General features: G+C 66.1%; 15 protein-coding genes and 1 pseudogene. 12 read left to right on the top strand and 4 right to left on the bottom strand.

Going from position 1 to position 20,288, the window contains the following annotated elements; translation table 11 throughout:
- Positions 1 to 6: 6 nt before the first annotated feature.
- From rsmG to ACYVGK_RS01890, 3 genes are all read left to right on the top strand, one after another.
- The gene (rsmG, locus tag ACYVGK_RS01900) at positions 7 to 654 is read left to right on the top strand and encodes a 16S rRNA (guanine(527)-N(7))-methyltransferase RsmG (protein ID WP_460731533.1); all 648 of its coding nucleotides are present in this window, start codon (positions 7 to 9) and stop codon (positions 652 to 654) included.
- A gap of 172 nt (positions 655 to 826) precedes the next feature.
- The gene (locus ACYVGK_RS01895) at positions 827 to 1,642 is read left to right on the top strand and encodes a ParA family protein (RefSeq protein ID WP_460731532.1); all 816 of its coding nucleotides are present in this window, start codon (positions 827 to 829) and stop codon (positions 1,640 to 1,642) included.
- The gene (locus tag ACYVGK_RS01890) at positions 1,639 to 2,541 is read left to right on the top strand and encodes a ParB/RepB/Spo0J family partition protein (protein WP_460731531.1); all 903 of its coding nucleotides are present in this window, start codon (positions 1,639 to 1,641) and stop codon (positions 2,539 to 2,541) included. Before ACYVGK_RS01895 ends, ACYVGK_RS01890 begins: the two co-directional genes overlap by 4 nt.
- A 199-nt stretch (positions 2,542 to 2,740) precedes the next feature.
- Here ACYVGK_RS01890 and pdxR read toward each other — a convergent pair whose 3' ends face one another.
- Positions 2,741 to 4,201 carry a MocR-like pyridoxine biosynthesis transcription factor PdxR gene (gene pdxR, locus ACYVGK_RS01885; RefSeq protein ID WP_460731530.1) on the bottom strand — a complete coding sequence of 487 codons (1,461 nt, stop codon included), beginning with the start codon at positions 4,199 to 4,201 and terminating at the stop codon, positions 2,741 to 2,743.
- An 82-nt stretch (positions 4,202 to 4,283) separates the two neighbouring features.
- On the opposite strand from pdxR, the gene ACYVGK_RS01880 reads away from it, so the two are divergent.
- From ACYVGK_RS01880 to ACYVGK_RS01870, 3 genes are all read left to right on the top strand, one after another.
- On the top strand, positions 4,284 to 5,087 hold the full coding sequence (locus tag ACYVGK_RS01880; RefSeq protein ID WP_460731529.1) for an MBL fold metallo-hydrolase: 804 nt from the start codon (positions 4,284 to 4,286) through the stop codon (positions 5,085 to 5,087).
- Between the two features lie 239 nt (positions 5,088 to 5,326).
- Complete coding sequence (locus tag ACYVGK_RS01875) at positions 5,327 to 6,178, top strand: hypothetical protein (RefSeq protein ID WP_460731528.1); 852 nt, start codon at positions 5,327 to 5,329, stop codon at positions 6,176 to 6,178.
- 57 nt (positions 6,179 to 6,235) lie between these two features.
- Positions 6,236 to 6,853 (top strand): LolA family protein, encoded by a 618-nt coding sequence (locus ACYVGK_RS01870; RefSeq protein WP_460731527.1) that lies wholly within the window; start codon positions 6,236 to 6,238, stop codon positions 6,851 to 6,853.
- Positions 6,854 to 6,983: 130 nt separating this feature from the next.
- Here the strand turns inward: ACYVGK_RS01870 and ACYVGK_RS01865 are convergent, their stop codons facing one another.
- Together ACYVGK_RS01865 and ACYVGK_RS01860 are read right to left on the bottom strand one after the other, a co-directional pair.
- The gene (locus ACYVGK_RS01865; RefSeq protein ID WP_460731526.1) at positions 6,984 to 9,098 is read right to left on the bottom strand and encodes a M13 family metallopeptidase; all 2,115 of its coding nucleotides are present in this window, start codon (positions 9,096 to 9,098) and stop codon (positions 6,984 to 6,986) included.
- Positions 9,099 to 9,180: 82 nt separating this feature from the next.
- A complete protein-coding gene (locus ACYVGK_RS01860; protein WP_460732419.1) occupies positions 9,181 to 11,028 on the bottom strand; it encodes a potassium transporter Kup in 1,848 nt (615 codons plus the stop codon).
- Positions 11,029 to 11,325: 297 nt separating this feature from the next.
- Between ACYVGK_RS01860 and ACYVGK_RS01855 the strand changes: the two are divergent.
- Both ACYVGK_RS01855 and ACYVGK_RS01850 read left to right on the top strand, forming a co-directional pair.
- Positions 11,326 to 12,729 (top strand): annotated as a pseudogene (locus tag ACYVGK_RS01855) (sensor histidine kinase); the annotation flags it as partial.
- The gene (locus tag ACYVGK_RS01850; protein WP_460731525.1) at positions 12,729 to 13,451 is read left to right on the top strand and encodes a response regulator; all 723 of its coding nucleotides are present in this window, start codon (positions 12,729 to 12,731) and stop codon (positions 13,449 to 13,451) included. The pseudogene ACYVGK_RS01855 and the gene ACYVGK_RS01850, both read left to right, overlap by 1 nt.
- Positions 13,452 to 13,512: 61 nt before the next feature.
- Here the strand turns inward: ACYVGK_RS01850 and ACYVGK_RS01845 are convergent, their stop codons facing one another.
- Positions 13,513 to 15,174, bottom strand: coding sequence for an MFS transporter (locus tag ACYVGK_RS01845; protein WP_460731524.1), 1,662 nt, complete (start codon positions 15,172 to 15,174; stop codon positions 13,513 to 13,515).
- A gap of 154 nt (positions 15,175 to 15,328) precedes the next feature.
- Between ACYVGK_RS01845 and acs the strand changes: the two genes are divergently transcribed.
- The 4 genes from acs (at position 15,329) to ACYVGK_RS01825 (ending at position 20,270) form a co-directional block, all read left to right on the top strand.
- Positions 15,329 to 17,278 carry an acetate--CoA ligase gene (gene acs / locus ACYVGK_RS01840; protein ID WP_460731523.1) on the top strand — a complete coding sequence of 650 codons (1,950 nt, stop codon included), beginning with the start codon at positions 15,329 to 15,331 and terminating at the stop codon, positions 17,276 to 17,278.
- Between the two features lie 292 nt (positions 17,279 to 17,570).
- Entirely contained in the window at positions 17,571 to 18,854 is a 1,284-nt protein-coding gene (locus tag ACYVGK_RS01835; RefSeq protein ID WP_460731522.1) for a pepsin-like aspartic protease, read from the top strand.
- Complete coding sequence (locus ACYVGK_RS01830; RefSeq protein ID WP_460731521.1) at positions 18,854 to 19,381, top strand: GNAT family N-acetyltransferase; 528 nt, start codon at positions 18,854 to 18,856, stop codon at positions 19,379 to 19,381. Before ACYVGK_RS01835 ends, ACYVGK_RS01830 begins: the two co-directional genes overlap by 1 nt.
- A gap of 67 nt (positions 19,382 to 19,448) precedes the next feature.
- Positions 19,449 to 20,270: an SAM-dependent methyltransferase gene (locus tag ACYVGK_RS01825; protein ID WP_460731520.1), complete on the top strand. Its 822-nt coding sequence runs from the start codon at positions 19,449 to 19,451 to the stop codon at positions 20,268 to 20,270.
- Positions 20,271 to 20,288 lie beyond the last annotated feature (18 nt).

Raw genomic sequence — 20,288 nt, 5'->3', positions numbered from 1 at the left:
TCCACGATGACGTTGCCCCCGACCCTGCGCCCCGCGCTCGAATCCGGCCTGCGCGAGCTCGGCCTGGACCCCGCCTTCGCCGAACCGCTGCTCGCCTACCTGGCGCTGCTGGCGCGCTGGAACCAGACCTACAACCTGACCGCCGTGCGCGATCCGCACGAGATGGTCGGCAAGCACCTGCTCGACTCGCTGGCCATGCATCCCTTCGTCGATGCGCTGGCGGCGCGCGGCGGCAGTCTGGCCGACCTCGGCACCGGCCCCGGCCTGCCCGGGATCCCGCTGGCGATCGTGAAACCCGGGCTCAAGGTCACCCTGGTCGAGAGCAACGGCAAGAAGGCGCGCTTCCTGCGCGAGGCGGTACGCCAGCTGGGGCTCAAGGACGTGCGCGTGGCTGAGGCGCGGATCGAGGCGGTGGACGAACCGGGTGCCTACGACGCGATCACCGCGCGCGCGCTGGCGACCCTGCCGCTGATCGTCGAGCTCGGCGGCCACCTGCTCAAACCCGATGGCGTGCTGCTGGCAATGAAGGGGGTCTACCCCGCCGACGAGATTGCCGGCCTGCCGGCCGGCTGGACGGCGACCGCCTCGCACCCGCTCCAGGTCCCCGGCGTGACCGGCGAACGCCACCTGATCGAGGTCCGCCACACGGCGTAGGGCGGGTCTCGACCCGCCGTTTGAACGCACCGGAGTGCCGGCGGCGGGTCAAGATCCGCCCTACTTCCGATTCATCGCACCCGGACCCGGCACGCCCCGCCGAGCGCGGGCATAATCCCCGGTCCGGCCTGTCGTCTGGCCATCCACCGCAATACCCGAGGCAACGAGCCGCATGGCCCGCATCATCGCTGTCGCCAACCAGAAAGGCGGAGTCGGCAAGACCACCACCGCCGTGAACCTGGCCGCTGCCCTGGCCAAGACACCCAAGCGCGTGCTGCTGGTCGACCTCGACCCGCAGGGCAACGCGACCATGGGCAGCGGCATCGACAAGCGCGAGATCGAGGATTCGATCTGCGACGTGCTGCTGGGCGAAGCCGACGCGAGCAAGATCCTCAAGCGCACCGCCGAAGAGTTCGACCTGCTGCCGGCCAACATCGAGCTGACCGCGGCAGAAATCAGCCTGATGAACGAAGACGGGCGCGAGCAGCGCCTGAAGCGGGCACTGGCACCGCTGCGCGTGCACTACGACTACATCCTGATCGACTGCCCGCCGGCGCTGTCGCTGCTCACGCTCAATGCGCTGACCGCTGCGGATTCGATCATCGTGCCGATGCAGTGCGAGTACTACGCGCTGGAAGGCATCAGCGCACTGCTCGACACCATCAATGCGCTCAAGGCCAACCTCAACCCGCAGCTTGAAGTCGAAGGCGTGCTGCGCACCATGTTCGACGTGCGCAACAACCTCGCCAACGCAGTGTCGGCGGAATTGACCAACCACTTCGGCGACCGCGTCTTCCGCACCATCGTGCCGCGCAACGTGCGCCTGGCCGAGGCGCCCAGCCATGGCCAGAGCATCGTTGGCTACGACCGCGCCAGCCGCGGCGGCATCGCCTACATGGGCCTGGCCGGTGAAGTACTGCGCCGCGCACGCGAGCGCGAGCAGGCCGGCAAGAACGGCGCCGCGGTGGCGAAGGAGACCGCGGCATGAGCGCAGCAAAGAAGCGCGGCCTGGGTCGCGGCCTGGAAGCGCTGCTCGGCCCGAAGGCCGCCGCCGACGCGCCGACACTCGCCGAAGCCCAGCCGGGCGACATGCTGCGCAACCTGCCGGTCGACGCGCTGACGCCGGGCAAGTACCAGCCGCGCCGCACGATGGATCAGGGCAAGCTCTCCGAGCTCGCCGATTCGATCCGCGCGCAGGGCGTGATCCAGCCGATCGTCGTGCGCGACATCGGTGGCAAGGCCTACGAAATCATCGCCGGCGAACGCCGCTGGCGTGCCTCGCAGCTCGCGGGCCTGGCCGAAGTGCCGGTGGTGGTACGCGAAGTCGACGACCGCACCGTGGTCGCGATGGCGCTGATCGAGAACATCCAGCGCGAAGACCTCAACCCGCTGGAAGAAGCGATCGCGCTGCAGCGCCTGATCGACGAATTCGATTTGACCCACGCGCAGGCCGCCGACGCGGTCGGCCGTTCGCGCGCCGCGGTCTCGAACCTGCTGCGCCTGCTGGAACTGCCGGCCGAGATCCGCGTACTGGTGGAAACCAAGGCGCTGGAAATGGGCCATGCCCGCGCGCTGCTGACGCTGGCGCCACAGGCTGCGATCGCGCTCGCACGCCAGGCCGCCGACAACGGCTGGTCGGTGCGCGAAGTCGAGCACCGCGCGCAGCTGCTGGCCGCCGGCAAGGTTGCCAGCACGGCGAAGGCGAAGCCGATCAAGGCCAAACCGCAGGCCGACATCGCCACGCTGGAACGCGAACTGTCCGAGTCGCTGAGCACGCAGGTGAGCATTCTGCACGGCCGCGGCGGCAAGGGCCGCCTGGTGATCCATTACAGCGATCTGGATTCGCTGGATGGGGTGTTGGAGCGGTTGCGGGTGAAGGCGGAGTAGTTCGCCCCTGCCCTCCGAACGCATGATTTTTCCTTCTCCCCGCTACGCGGGGAGAAGGTGCCCGAAGGGCGGATGAGGGGCGCTTTCGCTGTTGCCGTTGCGCACACATCCCCTCACCCTGCGTTGCTGACGCAACGCTGTCCCTCTCCCCGCAAGCGGGGCGAGGGATAACCGAGCAAGCGGTGCGATCTCGCCTTTTTTAGGCCGCTTCCAGCGCCTCACGCAACCGCCGCAACGCCGGCGCGATCTCTTCCTCATCGATCACGCCGAAGCCGACGATCACAGCCGGAACCGCGGGCAACGTCATCGAATAATCGCTCGCCGCCAGCGCGCCGGGCAGATGCTGCCGCGCCTTCGCAATGACCCACTCGGCCTGCGCAGGATCGCGGATCCGCGCCGCCAGATGCAGCCCCGCTTCCGACGGAATCGGCACCAGCCACGGCGACAACTCGCGCGAAATTCCATCGAGCAAGGCATCGCGTCGCGACGCATACACGCCCCGCATCCGCCGCACATGCCGCGCCAGGTGCCCGTCGCGGATGAAGGCCGCCAGCACCGACTGCGTGATCGTGTCGCAATGCGAATCGGCGACGTGCTTCACCGCAAGGAAGGCTTCGCGCGCCCAGCCGGGCACGACCACGAAGCCTTTACGCAACGAGGGGAACAGGCTTTTGGTGAAAGTGCCGACATAGAAGACCCGCGCTTCCCGATCCAGCGTCTGCAACGCATCGAGCGGGCGGCCGCCATAGCGGAACTCACCGTCGTAATCGTCCTCGACGATCACCGCATCATGTGCCCGCGCGTACTCGAGCAGTGCCGTGCGTCGGCGCAGCGACAGCGCCACGCCGGTCGGTGACTGATGCGAAGGCGTGACGCTGATGACACGCACACCAGGCGGCAACGCATCGACGCACAAGCCCTCGTCGTCGACTGGCACCGGCAACAAAGTCGCCCCGGCCGCGGCAAAGGCCGCGCGCAACGGCGGATAGCCCGGATCCTCCACCGCCACCGTGGTCTTGTCCGGCGTCACCAGCAGTCGCGCCAACAGGTCGAAGGCCTGTTGCGCGCCGGACGTGACCACGATGTCCTCCGCGGTGCACGCAACCGCCCGCGCGAACGCCACGTGCTTGGCGATGGCTTCGCGCAGCATCGGGATGCCCTGCGACGGCGGATAAGCGAACGCGGTCTTCGACCAGGTGCGCAGCGATTGCGCCATCAGGCGGCGCCAGACGTCGTGTGGAAAGCCCAGGTGATCAGGTAGGCCGAGCCGGAAGCTGCGCGGCGGCAGCGTGCGCCTGGGCAGGTCGTGCGCACCGGGTTCGTGCCAGTACGGATTGATCCGCGGATCGCCGGCCACGGGCGCGCGTGGCGCGGCGCGCTGCTGCAGCCGCGTGGCGATGTCGGCGACCACGGCCTTCGCGCCGGGTCGCGGCAGCACGTAGCCTTCGGCGATCAGCAGGTCGTACGCCGCAATCGCGGTATTGCGTGCGATCCCGAGCCCGACCGCGACCTGGCGCGTCGACGGCAGCGCCGCGCCCGCGGCCAGTCGGCCGTCCAGGATCGCCGCGCGCAGTTGCTCGTGCAGGCGATGCGTGCGGCCACTGCCATCGGCGGTGTCGAAACGGATGGGGAACTCGAAAACTGGTTCCTTCGAACTCATTGCTACTGGCCTGCTTCCGGAGCCAGCACCAGCCTACGGTAGCGCCATCGGCTCACCAAGACCCGGCTTCGAGGACACCAGGATGACCTGCTACATCTGCGAGACCTGCGGCACCCAGTACGCGGACTCCGCCACCCCGCCCGACCACTGCGTGGTGTGCGAGGACGAGCGCCAGTACGTCGGCTGGAACGGCCAGACCTGGACCACCCATGCTGAGCTTGCCGGGAAGTACCGCCTGCGCATCGAGGACGACGCTGGCCTGCTCGGCGTTGGCCTGCCCGTCGACTTCGCCATTCCGCAGCGCGCGCTGCTGTTGACGACCGACCTGGGCAATGTGTTGTGGGAATGCGTGAGCCTGGTCACCGATGAAGCGGTCGCTGCGCTGCGCGCACGCGGCGGCGTCGACCTGATCGTGATCTCGCATCCGCACTTCTACACCTCAATGGTGGAGTGGAGCGAAGCACTGGGCGGCGTGCCGATCCTGCTACACGAAGCCGACCGCGCCTGGGTGCAGCGCCCGTCGAAGCACATCCGCTTCTGGAGCGGCGATGTACTCAAGCTCTCCCACGATGTGACCTTGCTGCGCGTCGGCGGCCACTTCGACGGCAGCACCGCATTGCATTGGAAGAGCGGCCCGCGCGGCACGACGCTGCTGCCGGGCGATGCGCTGCAGGTGGTGTCCGACCGCCGCCATGTCACCTTCATGTACAGCTATCCCAACTTCATGCCGATGAAGCCTGCAGCTGTGCGCCACATGCAGGAACTGTTGTCGGCTTACGACTTCGACGACGTGTTCGGCTACACCTGGGACCGCAACATCATCGGCGGCGGACGCAATGCGGTGGATGCGTCGTTCGCGCGCTATCTGGACGTCGTTTCCAGTTAATACGGACTCTCTGAGACAACCCGCTGATGTCGAATCGCTGACTCACGTCGCCGTCCGTTTGCACTCCACACGCCCTACCACGCGTCGAAGAGCGCACCGTCCGCGTTCCAGTGGCTCGCGTTGGCGCTAACGGTTCCAGATTCACTTTCGTGAGGATGAAAGCTTCATCGGATGGACCTCGTCGATTGGTCCTCTGATAGCCGGTGTCCGCTTACCGCCGGACTCTGCGTGATTAGGGAATGTACCGCGCAACGGCCGCTCGGCCGCGGTTTCATCAAGAGCTTCAAATGCGCATGCGTCCATGGAAGTACTCTCCGCTTTTCATCGTCACGATCGCCACCCTGCTTTTCGCCAATGGTTGCAAGCTAGACCGCCGCGCCATCACCGCGCTGGGCAAGGTGGAACCCGCACAGTTCTGTCCCGGCGACACCCTGCGCGCCTCCTACGACCTAACAGTGGGCGAGCCCTGCCCGAGTGACGTCGACTGCAGCGTGCATTTCCCCAACGTGGCGATTTCCAGCGCTCCCGAGTCGTTCCCCAGCACATCGTTCCACGCCTATGCCGGCGGGCTGGATTTCGTTCCCGCCGCCGACAGCGTCGCAGTGACGTTCGACATCGACCGCGACAGCGTGCTGATTCCTACCGCTCGTTTCGAAGACGGCCACCGCGTCTTCATCCAGCGCACGCCCATCATCGACAACACCGTCACGGTGACGCGGACCGATCCCTTCAGCCGTGAGCTGGTGCATGACGGTATGTGCGCGGGCGCATCGCCGGTGAACGCGCCCGCGATGCTGCCCGGGCCGCCGCAATTCTCATCGAACCTGCGCCTGCAATCCCTGTGCAACACCAACGGCGTGGCAATCTTGATCACGTTGTCGGGCGGCGGAGGCACCTATTCGCAAACGCTGATGCCCGGAGAATGTTTCGATGCCACTGCCACGGCACCTGACATTCCGTCAGGGCTCGATGCGTCCACCACAGTGCAGGTGGCGCGGCTGGTGCCCGACCTCGGTGCGCGCTGCAGTGCAACCGGACCAAACACGCCGCCGTCGCCACTGCGCACCCTGGCGCGCATGGGTTGCCGTTGACGGCACGCGATGCGAACACCTGCGTCGCTCAAGCGGCGCCTCTTGCGAGGTAAGGCCATGAAATTTTTCTCATCGTTCGTGATGCTGCTGGCGTTCGCCGCGGCATCACCCACGCATGCCCAGTCGGGCTCCGACCAGCTTCGCGCCTACGACAAGACGACCTATAGCGGCTATCTCGAAGTCCGCGTCTCGCTGTACGGCCCCGTGGACACCAAGGGCGGCTACGCCGCGCCCACGGTCTATACGGCGACAGTGCTGTTCGAGCGTCCCGACCGCTTCCGCCTGACGATCAATCCGGGTGCCAAGAACGAATACCGGGCCGTCGCCGCGGGTGGCACGGTGCAGTGGCTGGATCTCGCCACCGGCGCCTATGGCAAGGCCAAGGTCGACGAGGTCGTCGATCCGCTGGCTTCCGCGCTGCTCGCCAGCGTCGGCGAGCTGAGCCGCTTCGGCGTGGCCAAGGATGTCGCGCTCGACCCGAAAGGTCCGGTCATGGGCACGCGCGTAACGCCGATGGTGTGGGGAACCGGCGTTGCGCGCGCGTTCGCGTTCTTCGGCGCCGATGGCCGGCCCGCGGGCTTCGACTACGCGATGCACGACGGCTCGCGGGTGTTCTTGGCCGTCAGCTATTTCAAGCAGAACGTGAAGACCTCGCCACAGGACTTCCAGCTCTGACCTGCGACGACAAGGGCGGGCGTTGCCAGCCAACGGCTTGCAACGCCCACGCCGGTTTCAGCGGGCCGAATCTGCCGCAAACGACTTCAACGAAGAAGAACGGCCGCGTCTGCGGCCGTTCTTCCATGAGCTACCAGATCTTCACCCGATCCGCGGGCGCCAGATACAGCTTCTCGCCCGGCTTCGCGCCATACGCCTCATACCAGGCGTCGACATTGCGCACGGTCTGCGCGCGTTGCGCGGCCGGCGCGTGGCCATCGGTGAGGATGCGCTGGCGCAACGCGGCGTCGCGGATCTTGCTGCGCCAGGTCTGCCCGTAGGCGAGGAAGAAACGCTGGTCGCCGGTCAGTCCATCGATCACCGGCGCTTCCTTGCCACCAAGCGACTTGCGATACGCCAGGTACGCGATGGTGATGCCCGACACGTCGGCGATGTTCTCGCCCGAGGTCAGCTCGCCATTGACGTGCAGGTCGGGCAACGGCTCGTAGGCGCTGTACTGGTCGGCGAGCTTCTTGGTCGCTTCCTTGAAGTGCTTGGCGTCTTCCGGCGTCCACCAGTTCGCCAGACGCCCCTGCGCGTCGAATTCGGCGCCGGTGTCGTCGAAGCCATGACTGATCTCGTGTCCGATGATCGCGCCGATCGAACCGTAGTTCGACGCCGGGTCGGCCTTGGGATCGAAGAACGGCTTCTCCAGGATCGCCGCGGGGAAGTTCATCGCGTTCTGCAGCGGCAGCTGCACCGCATTGATCGTCTGCGGCGTCATCCACCACTCGCCGCGGTCGACCGGCTGGCCGAGCTTGGCGATCTGGTGGCGGTATTCCTGCAGTTCCGCGCGCAGGCGGTTGCCCAGTGCATCATCGGCGCGCACTTCCAGCGCCGAGTAGTCGCGCCAGGTATCCGGGTAGCCGACGCTCACGCGCATCGCCTTGGCCTTGTCGCGGGCCTTGGCCTTGGTTTCCGGCGTCATCCAGGCGAGCGATTCCACGCGCTCGTCGAAGGCGGCAAGGATGTTGCGCACCATCTCCTCGACCATCGCCTTGGACGAGGCCGGGAAGTACTTCTGCGCGTACACCTTGCCCACCGCATCGCCGAGCGCCGCGCTGGTCGCGTCGAGCGCGCGTTTGCTGCGGTCGCGCGCCTTGGGCGTACCCGACAGCGTGGTGCCGTGGAAGCCGAACGCGAGGTCGGCATAGGCCTTGGGCAGTTCACCCGGGCCGCGGACGGCGTTGTTCCAGGCGACATGATCGATGGCATGGAAGGTGAGGTAGTCCTTCCACACCGGCAGCGGCTCGCTGCCCACCAGCGCGGACAGACCGGTAATCGCGCGCGGCTGCCAGGCCACGACCTTCGCCTGCGAGGCGAGGCCCGCAGCGTTGAAGAAGGCGGTCCAGTCCATGCCGGGCGCCTGCTTGGGATACGCGGCCACGTCCCACGGATTGTTGGCCTTGTGCACATCCTGCGAGTCCACGACCGGCGCGTGCGCACGCGCGATCTTGGTTTCCAGCGCGAGGATGGTTTTTGCCTTGGCCTCGCCATCGGCGACGCCGGCCTGCTTCAGCACTGCGGCGACGTACGTCTCGTACGCCTTGCGCGCCTCGATCATTTCCTTGTCGTTGGAGAGGTAGTACTCGCGATCCGGCATGCCCAGCCCGCCCTGCATCAGCGAGGCGACGTAGTGCTCCGGATCCTGCAGGCCCTGCGCGACGAACACGCCGAACAGGTTGTCGGTGTAGAAGTTGGTGGCATTGAGCGGATCGGTATCGGCGCGCACGGTGGTGCCGAGCACGCGCGACAGGTCCGCACGCGAGGCGATCGCACTGATCGCGTCCAGCTGCGGCTGCAACGATTGCAGGCCGTGCTGCTCGATGCTGGCTTCGTCCATGTACGCCGCGTGGAAATCGGCGATGCGGCGCGCGTCGGTGCCGGCGTCCGGCTTGCTGCCGGCCAGTTCATTGATCAGTTCGGCGTTGCGCTTTTCCGCCGTCTCCACCAGCACGGTGAAGGCCCCGTAGTTGGAGCGGTCTTCAGGGATCTGGAAAGTCTTGCGCCAGGCGCCATTGGCATAGGCGTCGAAGTCGTCGCCCGGCTTCACGCTCTTGTCGACGCCGGTCAGGTCGATGCCCGACACCGGCGCGGCGGCGGTGGCGGCCGGGGCCGGTGCGGTGGCGGTTTCGGTGGTCGAGGGCTTGCACGCGGCCAGGCTGCAGGCCAGCGCGAGGAACAGGAGGTTGCGGTTGAGGTGCATGGCCGTCCGGAGGTTCGGTGGAGAGTTCGCATGGTGCACGCAAATCGCCCAGCGGCATGTGCTGGAAGCCACCGGAGGGCATTCAGATTTCCACCGGCGCCCCCAACTCGACCAGCCGGGTGGTCGGGATGCGGAAGAAGTCCGTCGCCGGCGCGGCATTGCGGTGCATGAAGCCGAACAGATGGTCGCGCCAGGTCGCCATGCCGCGGCGCGGCTTGGCCACGATGCTCTCGCGGCTGGCGAAGTAGGTGGTCTCCATCGGGTCGAAGCACAGGCCCGCGCCCAGGTCGCTGGCGCGCATCAGTGCCAGCGGAACGTCCGGCGTTTCCATGAAGCCATAGCGCACCACCACGCGGTAAAACTCGTCGCCGATGGTGTCCACACTGAGTCGTTCAGCGGCCGCGACGAACGGCCTGCCGGTGGTCTCCACGGTCAGCAGCACGTTGCGTTCGTGCAGCACCTTGTTGTGCTTGAGGTTGTGCAGCAGCGCCTTGGGCACGATGCCCTTCTGCGCGGTGAGGAACACCGCCGTGCCCGGAACGCGCGCCGGTGGCGCCAGCATCAGGCCCGGCAGGAAGCTGTCCAGCGGAATGCCGTCCTTGAGGATCTCCGCGCGCAACAACTGGCGGCCGCGGCCCCAGGTGCGCAGCAGCGTGAACACGACCAGGCCCAGCGCGATCGGGAACCAGGCACCGTCCATGAACTTGGCCAGGTTCGCGGCCAGGAACGCCACGTCGACCAGCACGAACAACGCGGCCAGTGGCCAGAACAGCCACGGCGGCAGCGTTGCGCGCGATCGCATCGCCACGATCAGGATGATGCTGGTGATCAGCATGGTGCCGGTCACCGACACGCCGTACGCCGTCGCCAATGCCGTGGAACTGCCGAAGCCGAGCACGGTGGCGATCACCGCCAGCATCAGCAGCCAATTGATCGACGGCACGTAGATCTGTCCCATCGTGGTGTGCGAGGTGTGGCGGATCGCCATGCGCGGCAGGTAGCCGAGCTGGATGGCCTGACGCGTTGCCGAGTACGCACCACTGATCACCGCCTGCGAGGCGATTACGGTCGCCACGGTCGACAGCGCCACCATCGGATACAGCGCCCACGCCGGCACACCGAGGTAGAACGGATTTTCCACGGCGTGCGGGTTCGTCAGCAGCAACGCACCCTGGCCAAGGTAGTTCAGCGTCAAGGCCGGCAGCACGATGAAGTTCCAGGCGTATTGGATCGGACGACGGCCAAAGTGACCCATGTCCGCGTAAAGCGCTTCGCCGCCAGTGACTGCTAGCACCACGGCACCAAGGATGAAGATGCCGTGCCAGCCATGGTCAAGGAAGAAGCGCAGCCCCCACCAGGGATTGAGCGCCTGCAACACGTGTGGATGGGCACTGATGTTGTGAATGCCGATCGCCGCCAGCGCCACGAACCACACCACGATCACCGGCCCGAACGCCTTGCCGACCAGATCGGTACCGAAGCGCTGTGTAGCGAACAGCACCACCAACACCGCGATGGTGATCGGCAGCACCCAGCTCTGCAGTCCCGGTGCCGCCACCTGCAGACCCTCCACTGCCGACAGCACCGAGATCGCCGGGGTCAGCACGCCGTCGCCGAAGAACAGCGCTGCGCCAAACACGCCAAGGATGCCGATCACGTACCCGGCCTTCGACGCCGCCGGCAGCGTGCGCTGCGCCAGCGCGGTCAACGCCATGATTCCGCCTTCGCCTTCGTTGTCGGCGCGCATGATCACTGCGACGTACTTCACCGTGATCACGATCATCAGCGACCAGAACACCAGCGAGAGGATGCCGAGCACGGTCGACGCATCGGGCGTGAGGCCGTAGTGTGGGGTGAAGGCCTCCTTGATCGTGTATAGCGGGCTGGTGCCGATGTCGCCGAAGACCACGCCGATCGCACCGAGCATCATCGTGCGCAAGCCGGTCTGGCCATGGCTGTCGTCATGGAAGGAAGAGTGGGTGGTGACGGTATTCACGAGACGTCTCGACGCCACCGGTGCGTGGCGTTTGCTGGGCGCAGTGTTCGATTGGGGGGCGTAAAGGCGAAAGGCACCACGCGCCGCGCCGACGTAAATTCCGCGTAAATTCCGCGGCGCCGAGCGCACATCCCGAGTGCCGCCAGGACAATCGCAGGCACAATGCGCGTCATGCCGACGTCTGTCTCTCCAGCGACCGCATCCAGCACCCCGCCCCCGTCTGGTGGCTATGCGCTCGCCATCGCCGGCGCCGCACTGGCGGTCGCCGTCGCCGCGCTCACCGAACGCTGGCTCGGCCTGAGCGATCTGTCGCTGGTATTCATGCTCGCCGTGCTCGTCGTCGCGTCGCGCACGCACACCGGCCCGGCGGTGCTCACCGCCGTGTTGTGCTTTCTGGCCTACAACTTCTTCTTCATCGCCCCGCGCTACACGCTGTACATCAGCGCCTGGCAGGGCGTGGTCACTGTGGCGTTGTTCCTGGCCGCGGCCCTGCTCGCCGGACGCATGGCGGCCACGTTGGCGATGCAGGTGCAGGCGTTGCGCGTTGCCAACCGGAACGCGCAGGCGCGCCAGGAGTTGGCACAACGCCTGGCGGTCGCTGCGGACGAAGCCGCCGTGATCGAAGCGGCGCACGCGAGCTTCCGTCACGGACTGGAAGCCGATGTGTGGCTGCGTCTCGATGAACCCGCGGCCATCGCGGCCGGCGCCAACGATAACGCGCGCGAGACGGTGGAGGAGCACGGCTGGTGGTTCCTGCCACTGCGTGCCCCGCACGGCACTCTCGGCATGCTCGGATTCAAGCGCGCGACGCACACGCCGCGTCTCGACGACGCCCAGCAACAACTGGCCCGCTCGATGGCCGACGGCATCGCCCAGGCGCTGCAGCGCGTGCGTCTCGCGGCACAGCTGCAGGCCGAACGCATGACCAGCGAAACCGAGCGCCTGCGTTCCGCGTTGCTGTCGTCGGTCTCGCACGATCTGCGCACGCCGCTGGCCTCGATCATTGGCGCGGCCGACAGCCTCGACAGCTATGGCGATGCTATGGATTCCGCCGATCGGCATGCGCTGCTCGCCACTATCCACGAAGAAGGCGAACGCCTGGACCGCTACATCCAGAACCTGCTCGACATGACCCGGCTGGGGCATGGCGAACTCGCGATCAATCGCGATTGGATCGGCGTCGACGAACTGATCGGCTCGGCGATCACGCGGCTGCAGCGCTATCAGCCGGGTACGCGCTTCGAGGTCCATGTCGCCGCCGACGCCGGCCTGATCTGGGTGCATCCGGCGCTGATCGAACAGGCGCTGTTCAATGTGCTGGAAAACGCCGCGCGCTTTTCGCCGACCGAAGTCATCGTGATCGATGCGCGCCGCCTCGAGCCCACGCGCTTGAGTATCGAGGTTCGCGATCGTGGCCCGGGCATTCCGGAAGACGAACGCCGCCGCATCTTCGACATGTTCTACAGCGTCAGCCGAGGCGACCGTGGTCGCGAGGGTACCGGGCTGGGCCTGGCGATCTGCCGCGGCATGATCGGTGCACACGGCGGCGAAGTCGACGCGCTGCCCAATCCCGGCGGTGGCACGATCCTGCGCATCATCCTGCCGCTGCTCGAACCCGCGCCGGCGCAACCATGATGCAGCCTCACGATCAGGATCGCGCTCCCGCCTCATCGGCACAGCTGCTGGTGATCGACGACGAGCCGCAGATCCGTCGCTTCCTCGAGATCAGTCTGCGCGCACAGGGTTATGCGGTGATGGAAGCCGAGACGGGGCAGCAAGGCCTCGAGGCGCTCGCCACACACGGCGCGGATCTGGTCATCCTCGACCTCGGCTTGCCCGACATGGATGGCCACGACGTGCTGCAGTCATTGCGGCAGTGGTCGCAGGTGCCGGTGATCGTACTCACGGTGCGCGCGGGCGAAGCCGAGAAGGTCGCGGCGTTGGACGCCGGCGCCAACGACTACGTCACCAAACCGTTCGGCGTGCAGGAACTGATGGCGCGCGTGCGTGCCCTGCTGCGCTTCCACGCCCAACCGGCTGATGCACCGCCGCTGTATGACGACGGCCATCTGCGCGTGGATCTGGCCCGCCGCGAAGTCAGCCTTGCCGGCGAGACCATAACCCTGTCGCGCAAGGAATATGCATTGCTCGCGTTGCTGGTGCGTCATGCCGGCCGTGTCGTCACCCAGCCGCAATTGCTGCGCGAACTCTGGGGCCCCACGCACCAGCACGACACCCATTACCTGCGGATCCTCGCCGCGAAACTGCGCCAGAAGCTCGGCGACGACGCGGCTGCACCGCGCTGGATCGCGACCGAGCCCGGCGTGGGCCTGCGCTTCATCGATGCGCGACCGTAGGGCGGGTTTTAACCCGCCGTTCGATACGTCGATGGCGGGTTAAAACCCGCCCTATGCACCCTCACTTGCGGATATCCACATCCTTGGTCTCGCGCAGAAACAGCGAGCCGATCACGAACGTCATCGCTGCGACGATGATCGGATACCACAGCCCCTGGTACATGTTGCCGCTCGCCGCGACCAGCGCAAACGCAATCGTCGGCAGAAAGCCGCCGAACCAGCCATTGCCGATGTGGTACGGCAGCGACATCGAGGTGTAGCGGATGCGCGTGGGGAACAATTCCACCAGCCACGCCGCAATCGGTCCGTACACCATGGTCACGTAGATCACGAGCAGGGTGAGCAGCAGTAGCAACATCGGCTTGTTGATGCGCGCGGGGTCGGCCTTGTCCGGATAGCCTGCGGTGGCCAGTCCCGACTTCAGCGCACCATTGAAGGCGTCGGCGCGGGCCTTGCCTTCGTCCTTGGCCAATCCTGCGCCTTCGTAACCCGGCACGACGTTGCCGCCGATCGCCACGCTTGCGATGGTGCCGGTTGGCGCCGCTTCGATCGCGTACGGCACACCGGCCTTGGCCAGTGCCGCGGTCGCGATGTCGCAGGAGCTGCTGAACACCTTCTTGCCGACCGGATCGAACTGGAACGAACAGGTCTCCGGATCGGCACGCACCACCGCAGGGTGCGTCGCGTGCGCTTCCTCGATCGCGGGATTGCCGTAATGGGTAATCGCCTTGAACACCGGGAAGTAAGTCAGCGCGGCGATCAGACAGCCGGCCATCACGATCTTCTTGCGACCGATCCGATCCGACAACCAGCCAAACAGGATGAAGAACGGCGTGCCCAACACCAGCGCGCCGGCAATCAGGAGATTGGCCGTGGTCGTGTCGACCTTCAGCGACTGGGTCAGGAAGTACAGCGCGTAGAACTGGCCGCAGTACCACACCACCGCCTGCCCGGCCGTGGCACCGAGCAGCGCCAGCAGCACGATCCTGCCGTTCTTCGAAAAGAAACTTTCGCTGATCGGTGCTTTCGAGGTCTTGCCTTCGTCCTTCATCTGCTGGAACAGCGGCGACTCGCTCAGCTGCAGGCGGATCCACACCGACACGCCCAGCAACACGATCGAGAGCAGGAACGGCACGCGCCAGTACTTTGCCTCGAAGGCCTCGGTGCCGACGTAGTTGCGTACGCCCAGGATCACCAGCAGCGACAGGAACAGCCCGAGCGTCGCGGTGGTCTGGATGAAGCTGGTGTACAGGCCGCGCTTGCCGTGCGGTGCGTGTTCGGCGACATAGGTGGCCGCACCACCGTATTCGCCGCCGAGCGCCAGCCCCTGCAGCAGCCGCAATGCGATCAGCGCGATCGGCGCCGCTACGCCGATGCTCGCGTAATTGGGCAACACGCCCACCAGGAAGGTCGACGCGCCCATGATCACGATGGTGATCAGGAAGGTGTACTTGCGTCCGACCAGATCGCCCAGGCGTCCGAACACCAGCGCACCGAACGGCCGCACCGCGAAGCCGGCGGCGAAGGCGAGCAGGGCGAAGATGAAGGCGCTGGTCTCGTTGAGCCCGCTGAAGAACTGCTTGGCGATGATCGCGGCGAGCGAGCCGTACAGATAGAAGTCGTACCACTCGAACACGGTGCCCAGGCTGGAGGCGAAGATGACCTTCCTGTGTCCCCGGCTCAGCGGGGCGGAACGATCGACAACCGAGGCAGCGACAGACATTCCGGGCGTCTCCTGATAGGCGGGCCGATGCGCGGAATGGCACGGCCGCCCGCGAGTTTGCCCTACCCGGCGGCGTTACGGCGCAGCCTCCGGGCGACCGCACGCGGCACCGTGTTGCGGCACACTTACGTTCCCACGTCGCCGGAGTCCGTGCATGTCGTCGTCCGATCTTCATCCCGTTCCCGATGGCTTCGCCGCCCAGGCCCGCATCCGGCGCGACGACTACGAGCGCCTGTACGCGCAATCGGTGCGTGAACCCGACGCGTTTTGGGGCCAGGTCGCGCAACGCCTCGAATGGATGAAGGCGCCGACGCAGATCAGGGACGTCAGCTACCAGCTCGACGACTTCCACATTCGTTGGTACGCCGACGGCGAGCTCAATGCCAGCGTGAACTGCCTGGACCGGCATCTGGCCACACGCGGCGACAAGACCGCGCTGATCTTCGAACAGGACGACCCGAACAAGCCGGCGCTGCACGTCAGCTATCGCGAACTGCATGCGCGCGTGTGCCGCCTCGCCAACGCGCTGCGCGCGCTCGGCGTGCGCAAAGGCGATCGCATCACCATCTACCTGCCGATGATTCCGGAAGCCGCAGTCGCGATGCTGGCATGCGCCCGCATCGGTGCGATCCATTCGGTGGTGTTCGGCGGCTTCGCCCCGCAGTCGATCGCCGATCGCGTGCACGACTGCCGATCCAAGCTGATCATCACCGCCGACGAAGGCCTGCGCGGCGGCAAGAAGATTCCGCTCAAGGCGAACGTCGATGCCGCGCTGAAGCTGCCGGGGACCAATTCGGTCGAAACCGTGCTGGTCGTGCGCCATACCAATGCCGCGGTCGACATGCAGATGCCGCGCGACCGCTGGTTCGACGCGGTGGTCGAAGGTCAGCCCGAGAGTTGCGAACCCGAGCGCATGAACGCGGAGGACCCGCTGTTCATCCTCTACACCTCTGGCTCCACCGGCAAACCCAAGGGCGTGCTGCACACCACCGGCGGTTATCTGGCCTATGCCAGCTACACGCACGAGGCGGTCTTCGACCTGCGCGAAGACGACATCTACTGGTGCACCGCCGACGTCGGCTGGGTCACCGGCCACAGCTACATCGTCTACGGCCCGCTCGCCAATGGCGCGACCGCGCTGGTGTTCGAAGGCGTACCGAACTACCCGACGGTGTCGCGCTTCTGGGAAGTGATCGACAAGCACCAGGTCACGATCTTCTACACCGCACCCACCGCGATCCGTGCGTTGATGCGCGAAGGTGAGGCGCCGGTGCGGAAGACCTCGCGCAAGTCGCTGCGCCTGCTCGGCACCGTGGGCGAACCGATCAATCCGGAAGCGTGGCGCTGGTATTACGAAGTCGTCGGCGATGCGCGCTGCCCGGTGGTCGACACGTGGTGGCAGACCGAAACCGGCGGCATTTTGATCACGCCGCTGCCGGGCGCGACCGATCTCAAGCCGGGTTCGGCGAGCAAGCCGTTCTTCGGCGTACAACCCGCGCTGGTCGATGCCAACGGCGCGCTGCTCGAAGGCGAAGCCGAGGGCAACCTGGTACTGCTGGATTCGTGGCCGGGCCAGATGCGCACTGTGTACGGCGATCACCCGCGCTTCATCGAAACCTATTTCAAGACCTATCCGGGCATGTACTTCACCGGCGACGGCTGCCGCCGCGATGCCGATGGTTACTACTGGATCACCGGCCGCGTCGACGACGTGATCAATGTCAGTGGCCATCGCATCGGCACCGCGGAAGTCGAAAGCGCGCTGGTGTCGCATCCGAAGGTTGCCGAAGCCGCCGTGGTCGGCTTCCCGCATGACATCAAGGGCCAGGGCATCTATGCCTATGTCACGTTGATCGTCGGCGAGGCGGAGAGCGAAGACCTGCGCAAGGAGCTGGTCGCGCACGTTCGCAAGGAGATCGGCCCGATCGCCGCGCCGGATCACCTGCAATGGGCGCCGGGCCTGCCGAAGACGCGCAGCGGCAAGATCATGCGTCGCATCCTGCGCAAGATCGCGGAGAACGCGCCGGAGCAGTTGGGGGATACAAGCACGCTGGCGGATCCGTCGGTGGTGGAGTCGCTGGTGCAACAGCGACGGGTGCCGTAAGCCAATCGTGCGTCAAAGCCCCTCTCCCTCTGGGAGAGGGGTTGGGGTGAGGGGCAACGAAGCTGCAGAATCACCGATTGCGCGTAACCCACCGCACTAGCCCCAGTGCTGGCCTCAGCGCAGCAGCATCCGCACAAGCGGACACAGTCGCCGCTCCGTCGCACCCTCATCCGGCGCTCCGCGCCACCTTCTCCCGGAGGGAGAAGGAGAACTACAAGAGCCCTTCCGCGGGAAGCTGGAGAAGCACTGCCTCCTGCTCCCGGAAGACAAGGGAAAATGCTCCAATCCCCACATGACCCGCGCACTCCACCTCCCCATCACCCTCGCCTATGCCAAGGGTGCCTACACCGTCCGCCTCGGCATCGGTCGCGACCAGAAGCCAGCCAACTTCGTCCTCGACTCCGGCAGCAGCACCCTTGTGGTCCTGCCGCACGTCTACGATCCCAATCAGGACGCAAGCCACGCCCCAACCTCCTGGGCGCAGGAAGTGCGCTATGGCGCGGGAACGTGGGCCGGGCCGGTGCTGGAAGCCGAGGTGCACTTCAATGGCCTGCGCGACAACGTGCGCCTGGAAGGCGCGCAGTTCTCGCTGGTCACTGCCAAGGCGCAGGACCTGCAGAACGCCGATGGCATCTTCGGCCTGGCCTACACCGGCCTGAATGCCGCGCACGACGTGCGCGATTACCTCAGCGAGCGTGGCGTCGATCCGCCGGTAACCTGGCCCTGGCCGTTCGACAAGGAAGACGAGAACCTCAAGGACTTCGACGCCCTGTTGAAAGAGCAACCGCGCGTCTCGCCCACGCCGTTGATCACCGCGCTAGCCAATGCCGGCCGCATCGACAACCGCTTCGCCCTGATGCTGCGCCGCCCGCTGGTGCACGTGGAGGACGACAGTGCCGACGCCGCCCTGCTTGCCGCCGACCCGCTTAACCAGGGCGTGATGGTGCTGGGCGGTTCCGCGCAGTACGAGGCCGACGACCAGTTCGCCCTCCACGAGGGCGAGTTCAGCGACATCCAGATCGTCCACGACCTGTACTACAACGCGCACCTGATCGCGGTACAGGTCGGCGACGGCCCGCGCATCGCCGCGCCCGCACTCGATCCCAAGTACGAACACCGCGCCGCCAGCAACGCGATCCTCGATACCGGCTGCAGCTTCGTCATCCTCGAAGGCACGTTATATGACGCAGTCATCGCAGCCTTCGCGCAATACGACGAACGCCTGAGCGCGCTGGCACAGCGCTTCCAGCAGACCTTCGCGCAAACGCAGCAGGGCATTCCGAATGCGGACGTCGATGCGCTGGAATGGCCGGAACTGCACTTCTACCTGCGCGCCACCGACGGCAGCGAGACAAAACTCACCTGCACCGACGAGCACTACTGGCCTCGCAACGCCATGCGCGCGGGACAGGCGTATTTCCTCATCGCCGATCAGCTCAAGAACTGGCCGAACCAGTCGATTCTCGGCCTGCCGTTGCTGGCCGAGCGGTATTGCGTGTTCGACCGCAGCGCCGGCGACAACGGCTGCGTGCGCGTGGCGAAGGCGCGTGGCGCCGATGCGGAGTGGTGTAGCTGATGGCGGTGCTGGATACGCCGCGGCTGCGCTTGCGTCCGATGGAAGCGCGTGACGAAGCGATGTTTTGTCATCTGTACACGGACCCGGACGTGATGCGGCGCATTCTTGCGCCGCTTTCGACCGAGGCTGCAGCACAGAGCTTCCAGCGCGCGCGCAACCACAACGCGAAGGAGACGCCCGGTCATCGCTTCTGGGCCATCGACGAAAGAGCCTCGGAAGAAACCATCGGCATGGCAGCCCTGCTGCGGGCCGACGACAGCGCCGAATTGGGCGTAATGCTTCGTAACGAGTGGTGGAACCAAGGGATCTCCAGCGAAGCCTTCGTACCGCTGATCGATCACGCCTTTCTGGGCATGGGGCTAGCCCTGGTCCATGCAGAGCGGCCGGATGACGACCACGCCCTGATCATCGACAAGCTGCTCGACCGGTTTGGCTTCGTGCGCACCCCCGAGCGAGCCTCGGCCCCCACCCAATGCCGTTGGGAGCTCCCCCACGCGGTCTGGCACGCTCGACGCACCGCCGACTGAGACGGAGTTTGCAAAATCAGGCGGGACGGGTATCGTCGATACCCTGTTTCCAGGGGAGAGGCAGCGCGTGGAGACGCCTGCTGGGGAAAAGGGCCGACTGGTCTGTGTCGGCCTGGGGATGATGTTGGGGGCCCATATCGGTCCGCGTGCGCGGAGCCACATCGAACAGTCCGATGTGGTGTTCGCTGCCGTGTCTGATCCGATTGTCGAACTGTGGCTGCAGCAGATGCATCCGGACGTGCGCAGCCTCCAGCCGCATTACGCTGAAGGCAAGCCGCGCCATCAGACTTACCGCGACATGGTCGAATCCATGCTCGTCGAGGTCCGCGCCGGCCGTACTGTTTGCGGCGCCTTCTACGGCCACCCTGGCGTGTTCGCCAAGGCACCGCACGATGCCATTGCGCAAGCCCGGAGCGAAGGCTTCGACGCGCATATGGAGCCTGGTGTTTCTGCGGAAGACTGTCTGTACGCCGACCTTGGCATCGACCCGGGGCGCCTTGGTTGCGCCCACTACGAAGCCAGTCAGTTCATGTTCTACCGCCGCCGGCTCGATCCGTCGGCTTATCTAATCCTGTGGCAGGTCGGCATTGCCGGCGACCGCACCTATCGTCGCTTCGCCACCGGCACCGAATACCGTCGCCTGCTGGTCGGACGCCTGCGCGAGGACTACCCGCTTGACCACCCGGTCACGGTGTACGAAGCCGCCACGCTGCCGATCACCCAGCCGCGCATGGAAACCGTGGCGCTGGGCGACCTGCCGAATACGCCGCTACATATGCACTCCACTTTGGTGGTGCCGCCGTGCGCACCACTGCAACGCGATGAGGCGATGCTGGCGAGGATCGAGGCGCTGGAGCGAGCTGAAGCCGCAGCTTTCGAATCTGTTTAGATCGCAATACACACCAAC

This window comes from Lysobacter tyrosinilyticus (genome assembly GCF_054779815.1).
This window is presented reverse-complemented; position numbering and strand designations above follow the sequence as displayed.

What these genes read in the sequence shown, in the direction of transcription:
- rsmG (WP_460731533.1), top strand. Translation starts at nt 7, where the DNA reads ATGACGTTGCCCCCGACCCTGCGCCCCGCGCTCGAATCCGGCCTGCGC.
- ACYVGK_RS01895 (WP_460731532.1), top strand. Translation starts at nt 827, where the DNA reads ATGGCCCGCATCATCGCTGTCGCCAACCAGAAAGGCGGAGTCGGCAAG.
- ACYVGK_RS01890 (WP_460731531.1), top strand. Translation starts at nt 1,639, where the DNA reads ATGAGCGCAGCAAAGAAGCGCGGCCTGGGTCGCGGCCTGGAAGCGCTG.
- pdxR (WP_460731530.1), bottom strand. Translation starts at nt 4,201, where the DNA reads ATGAGTTCGAAGGAACCAGTTTTCGAGTTCCCCATCCGTTTCGACACC.
- ACYVGK_RS01880 (WP_460731529.1), top strand. Translation starts at nt 4,284, where the DNA reads ATGACCTGCTACATCTGCGAGACCTGCGGCACCCAGTACGCGGACTCC.
- ACYVGK_RS01875 (WP_460731528.1), top strand. Translation starts at nt 5,327, where the DNA reads ATGTACCGCGCAACGGCCGCTCGGCCGCGGTTTCATCAAGAGCTTCAA.
- ACYVGK_RS01870 (WP_460731527.1), top strand. Translation starts at nt 6,236, where the DNA reads ATGAAATTTTTCTCATCGTTCGTGATGCTGCTGGCGTTCGCCGCGGCA.
- ACYVGK_RS01865 (WP_460731526.1), bottom strand. Translation starts at nt 9,098, where the DNA reads ATGCACCTCAACCGCAACCTCCTGTTCCTCGCGCTGGCCTGCAGCCTG.
- ACYVGK_RS01860 (WP_460732419.1), bottom strand. Translation starts at nt 11,028, where the DNA reads ATGATGCTCGGTGCGATCGGCGTGGTCTTCGGCGACATCGGCACCAGC.
- ACYVGK_RS01850 (WP_460731525.1), top strand. Translation starts at nt 12,729, where the DNA reads ATGCAGCCTCACGATCAGGATCGCGCTCCCGCCTCATCGGCACAGCTG.
- ACYVGK_RS01845 (WP_460731524.1), bottom strand. Translation starts at nt 15,174, where the DNA reads ATGTCTGTCGCTGCCTCGGTTGTCGATCGTTCCGCCCCGCTGAGCCGG.
- acs (WP_460731523.1), top strand. Translation starts at nt 15,329, where the DNA reads ATGTCGTCGTCCGATCTTCATCCCGTTCCCGATGGCTTCGCCGCCCAG.
- ACYVGK_RS01835 (WP_460731522.1), top strand. Translation starts at nt 17,571, where the DNA reads ATGACCCGCGCACTCCACCTCCCCATCACCCTCGCCTATGCCAAGGGT.
- ACYVGK_RS01830 (WP_460731521.1), top strand. Translation starts at nt 18,854, where the DNA reads ATGGCGGTGCTGGATACGCCGCGGCTGCGCTTGCGTCCGATGGAAGCG.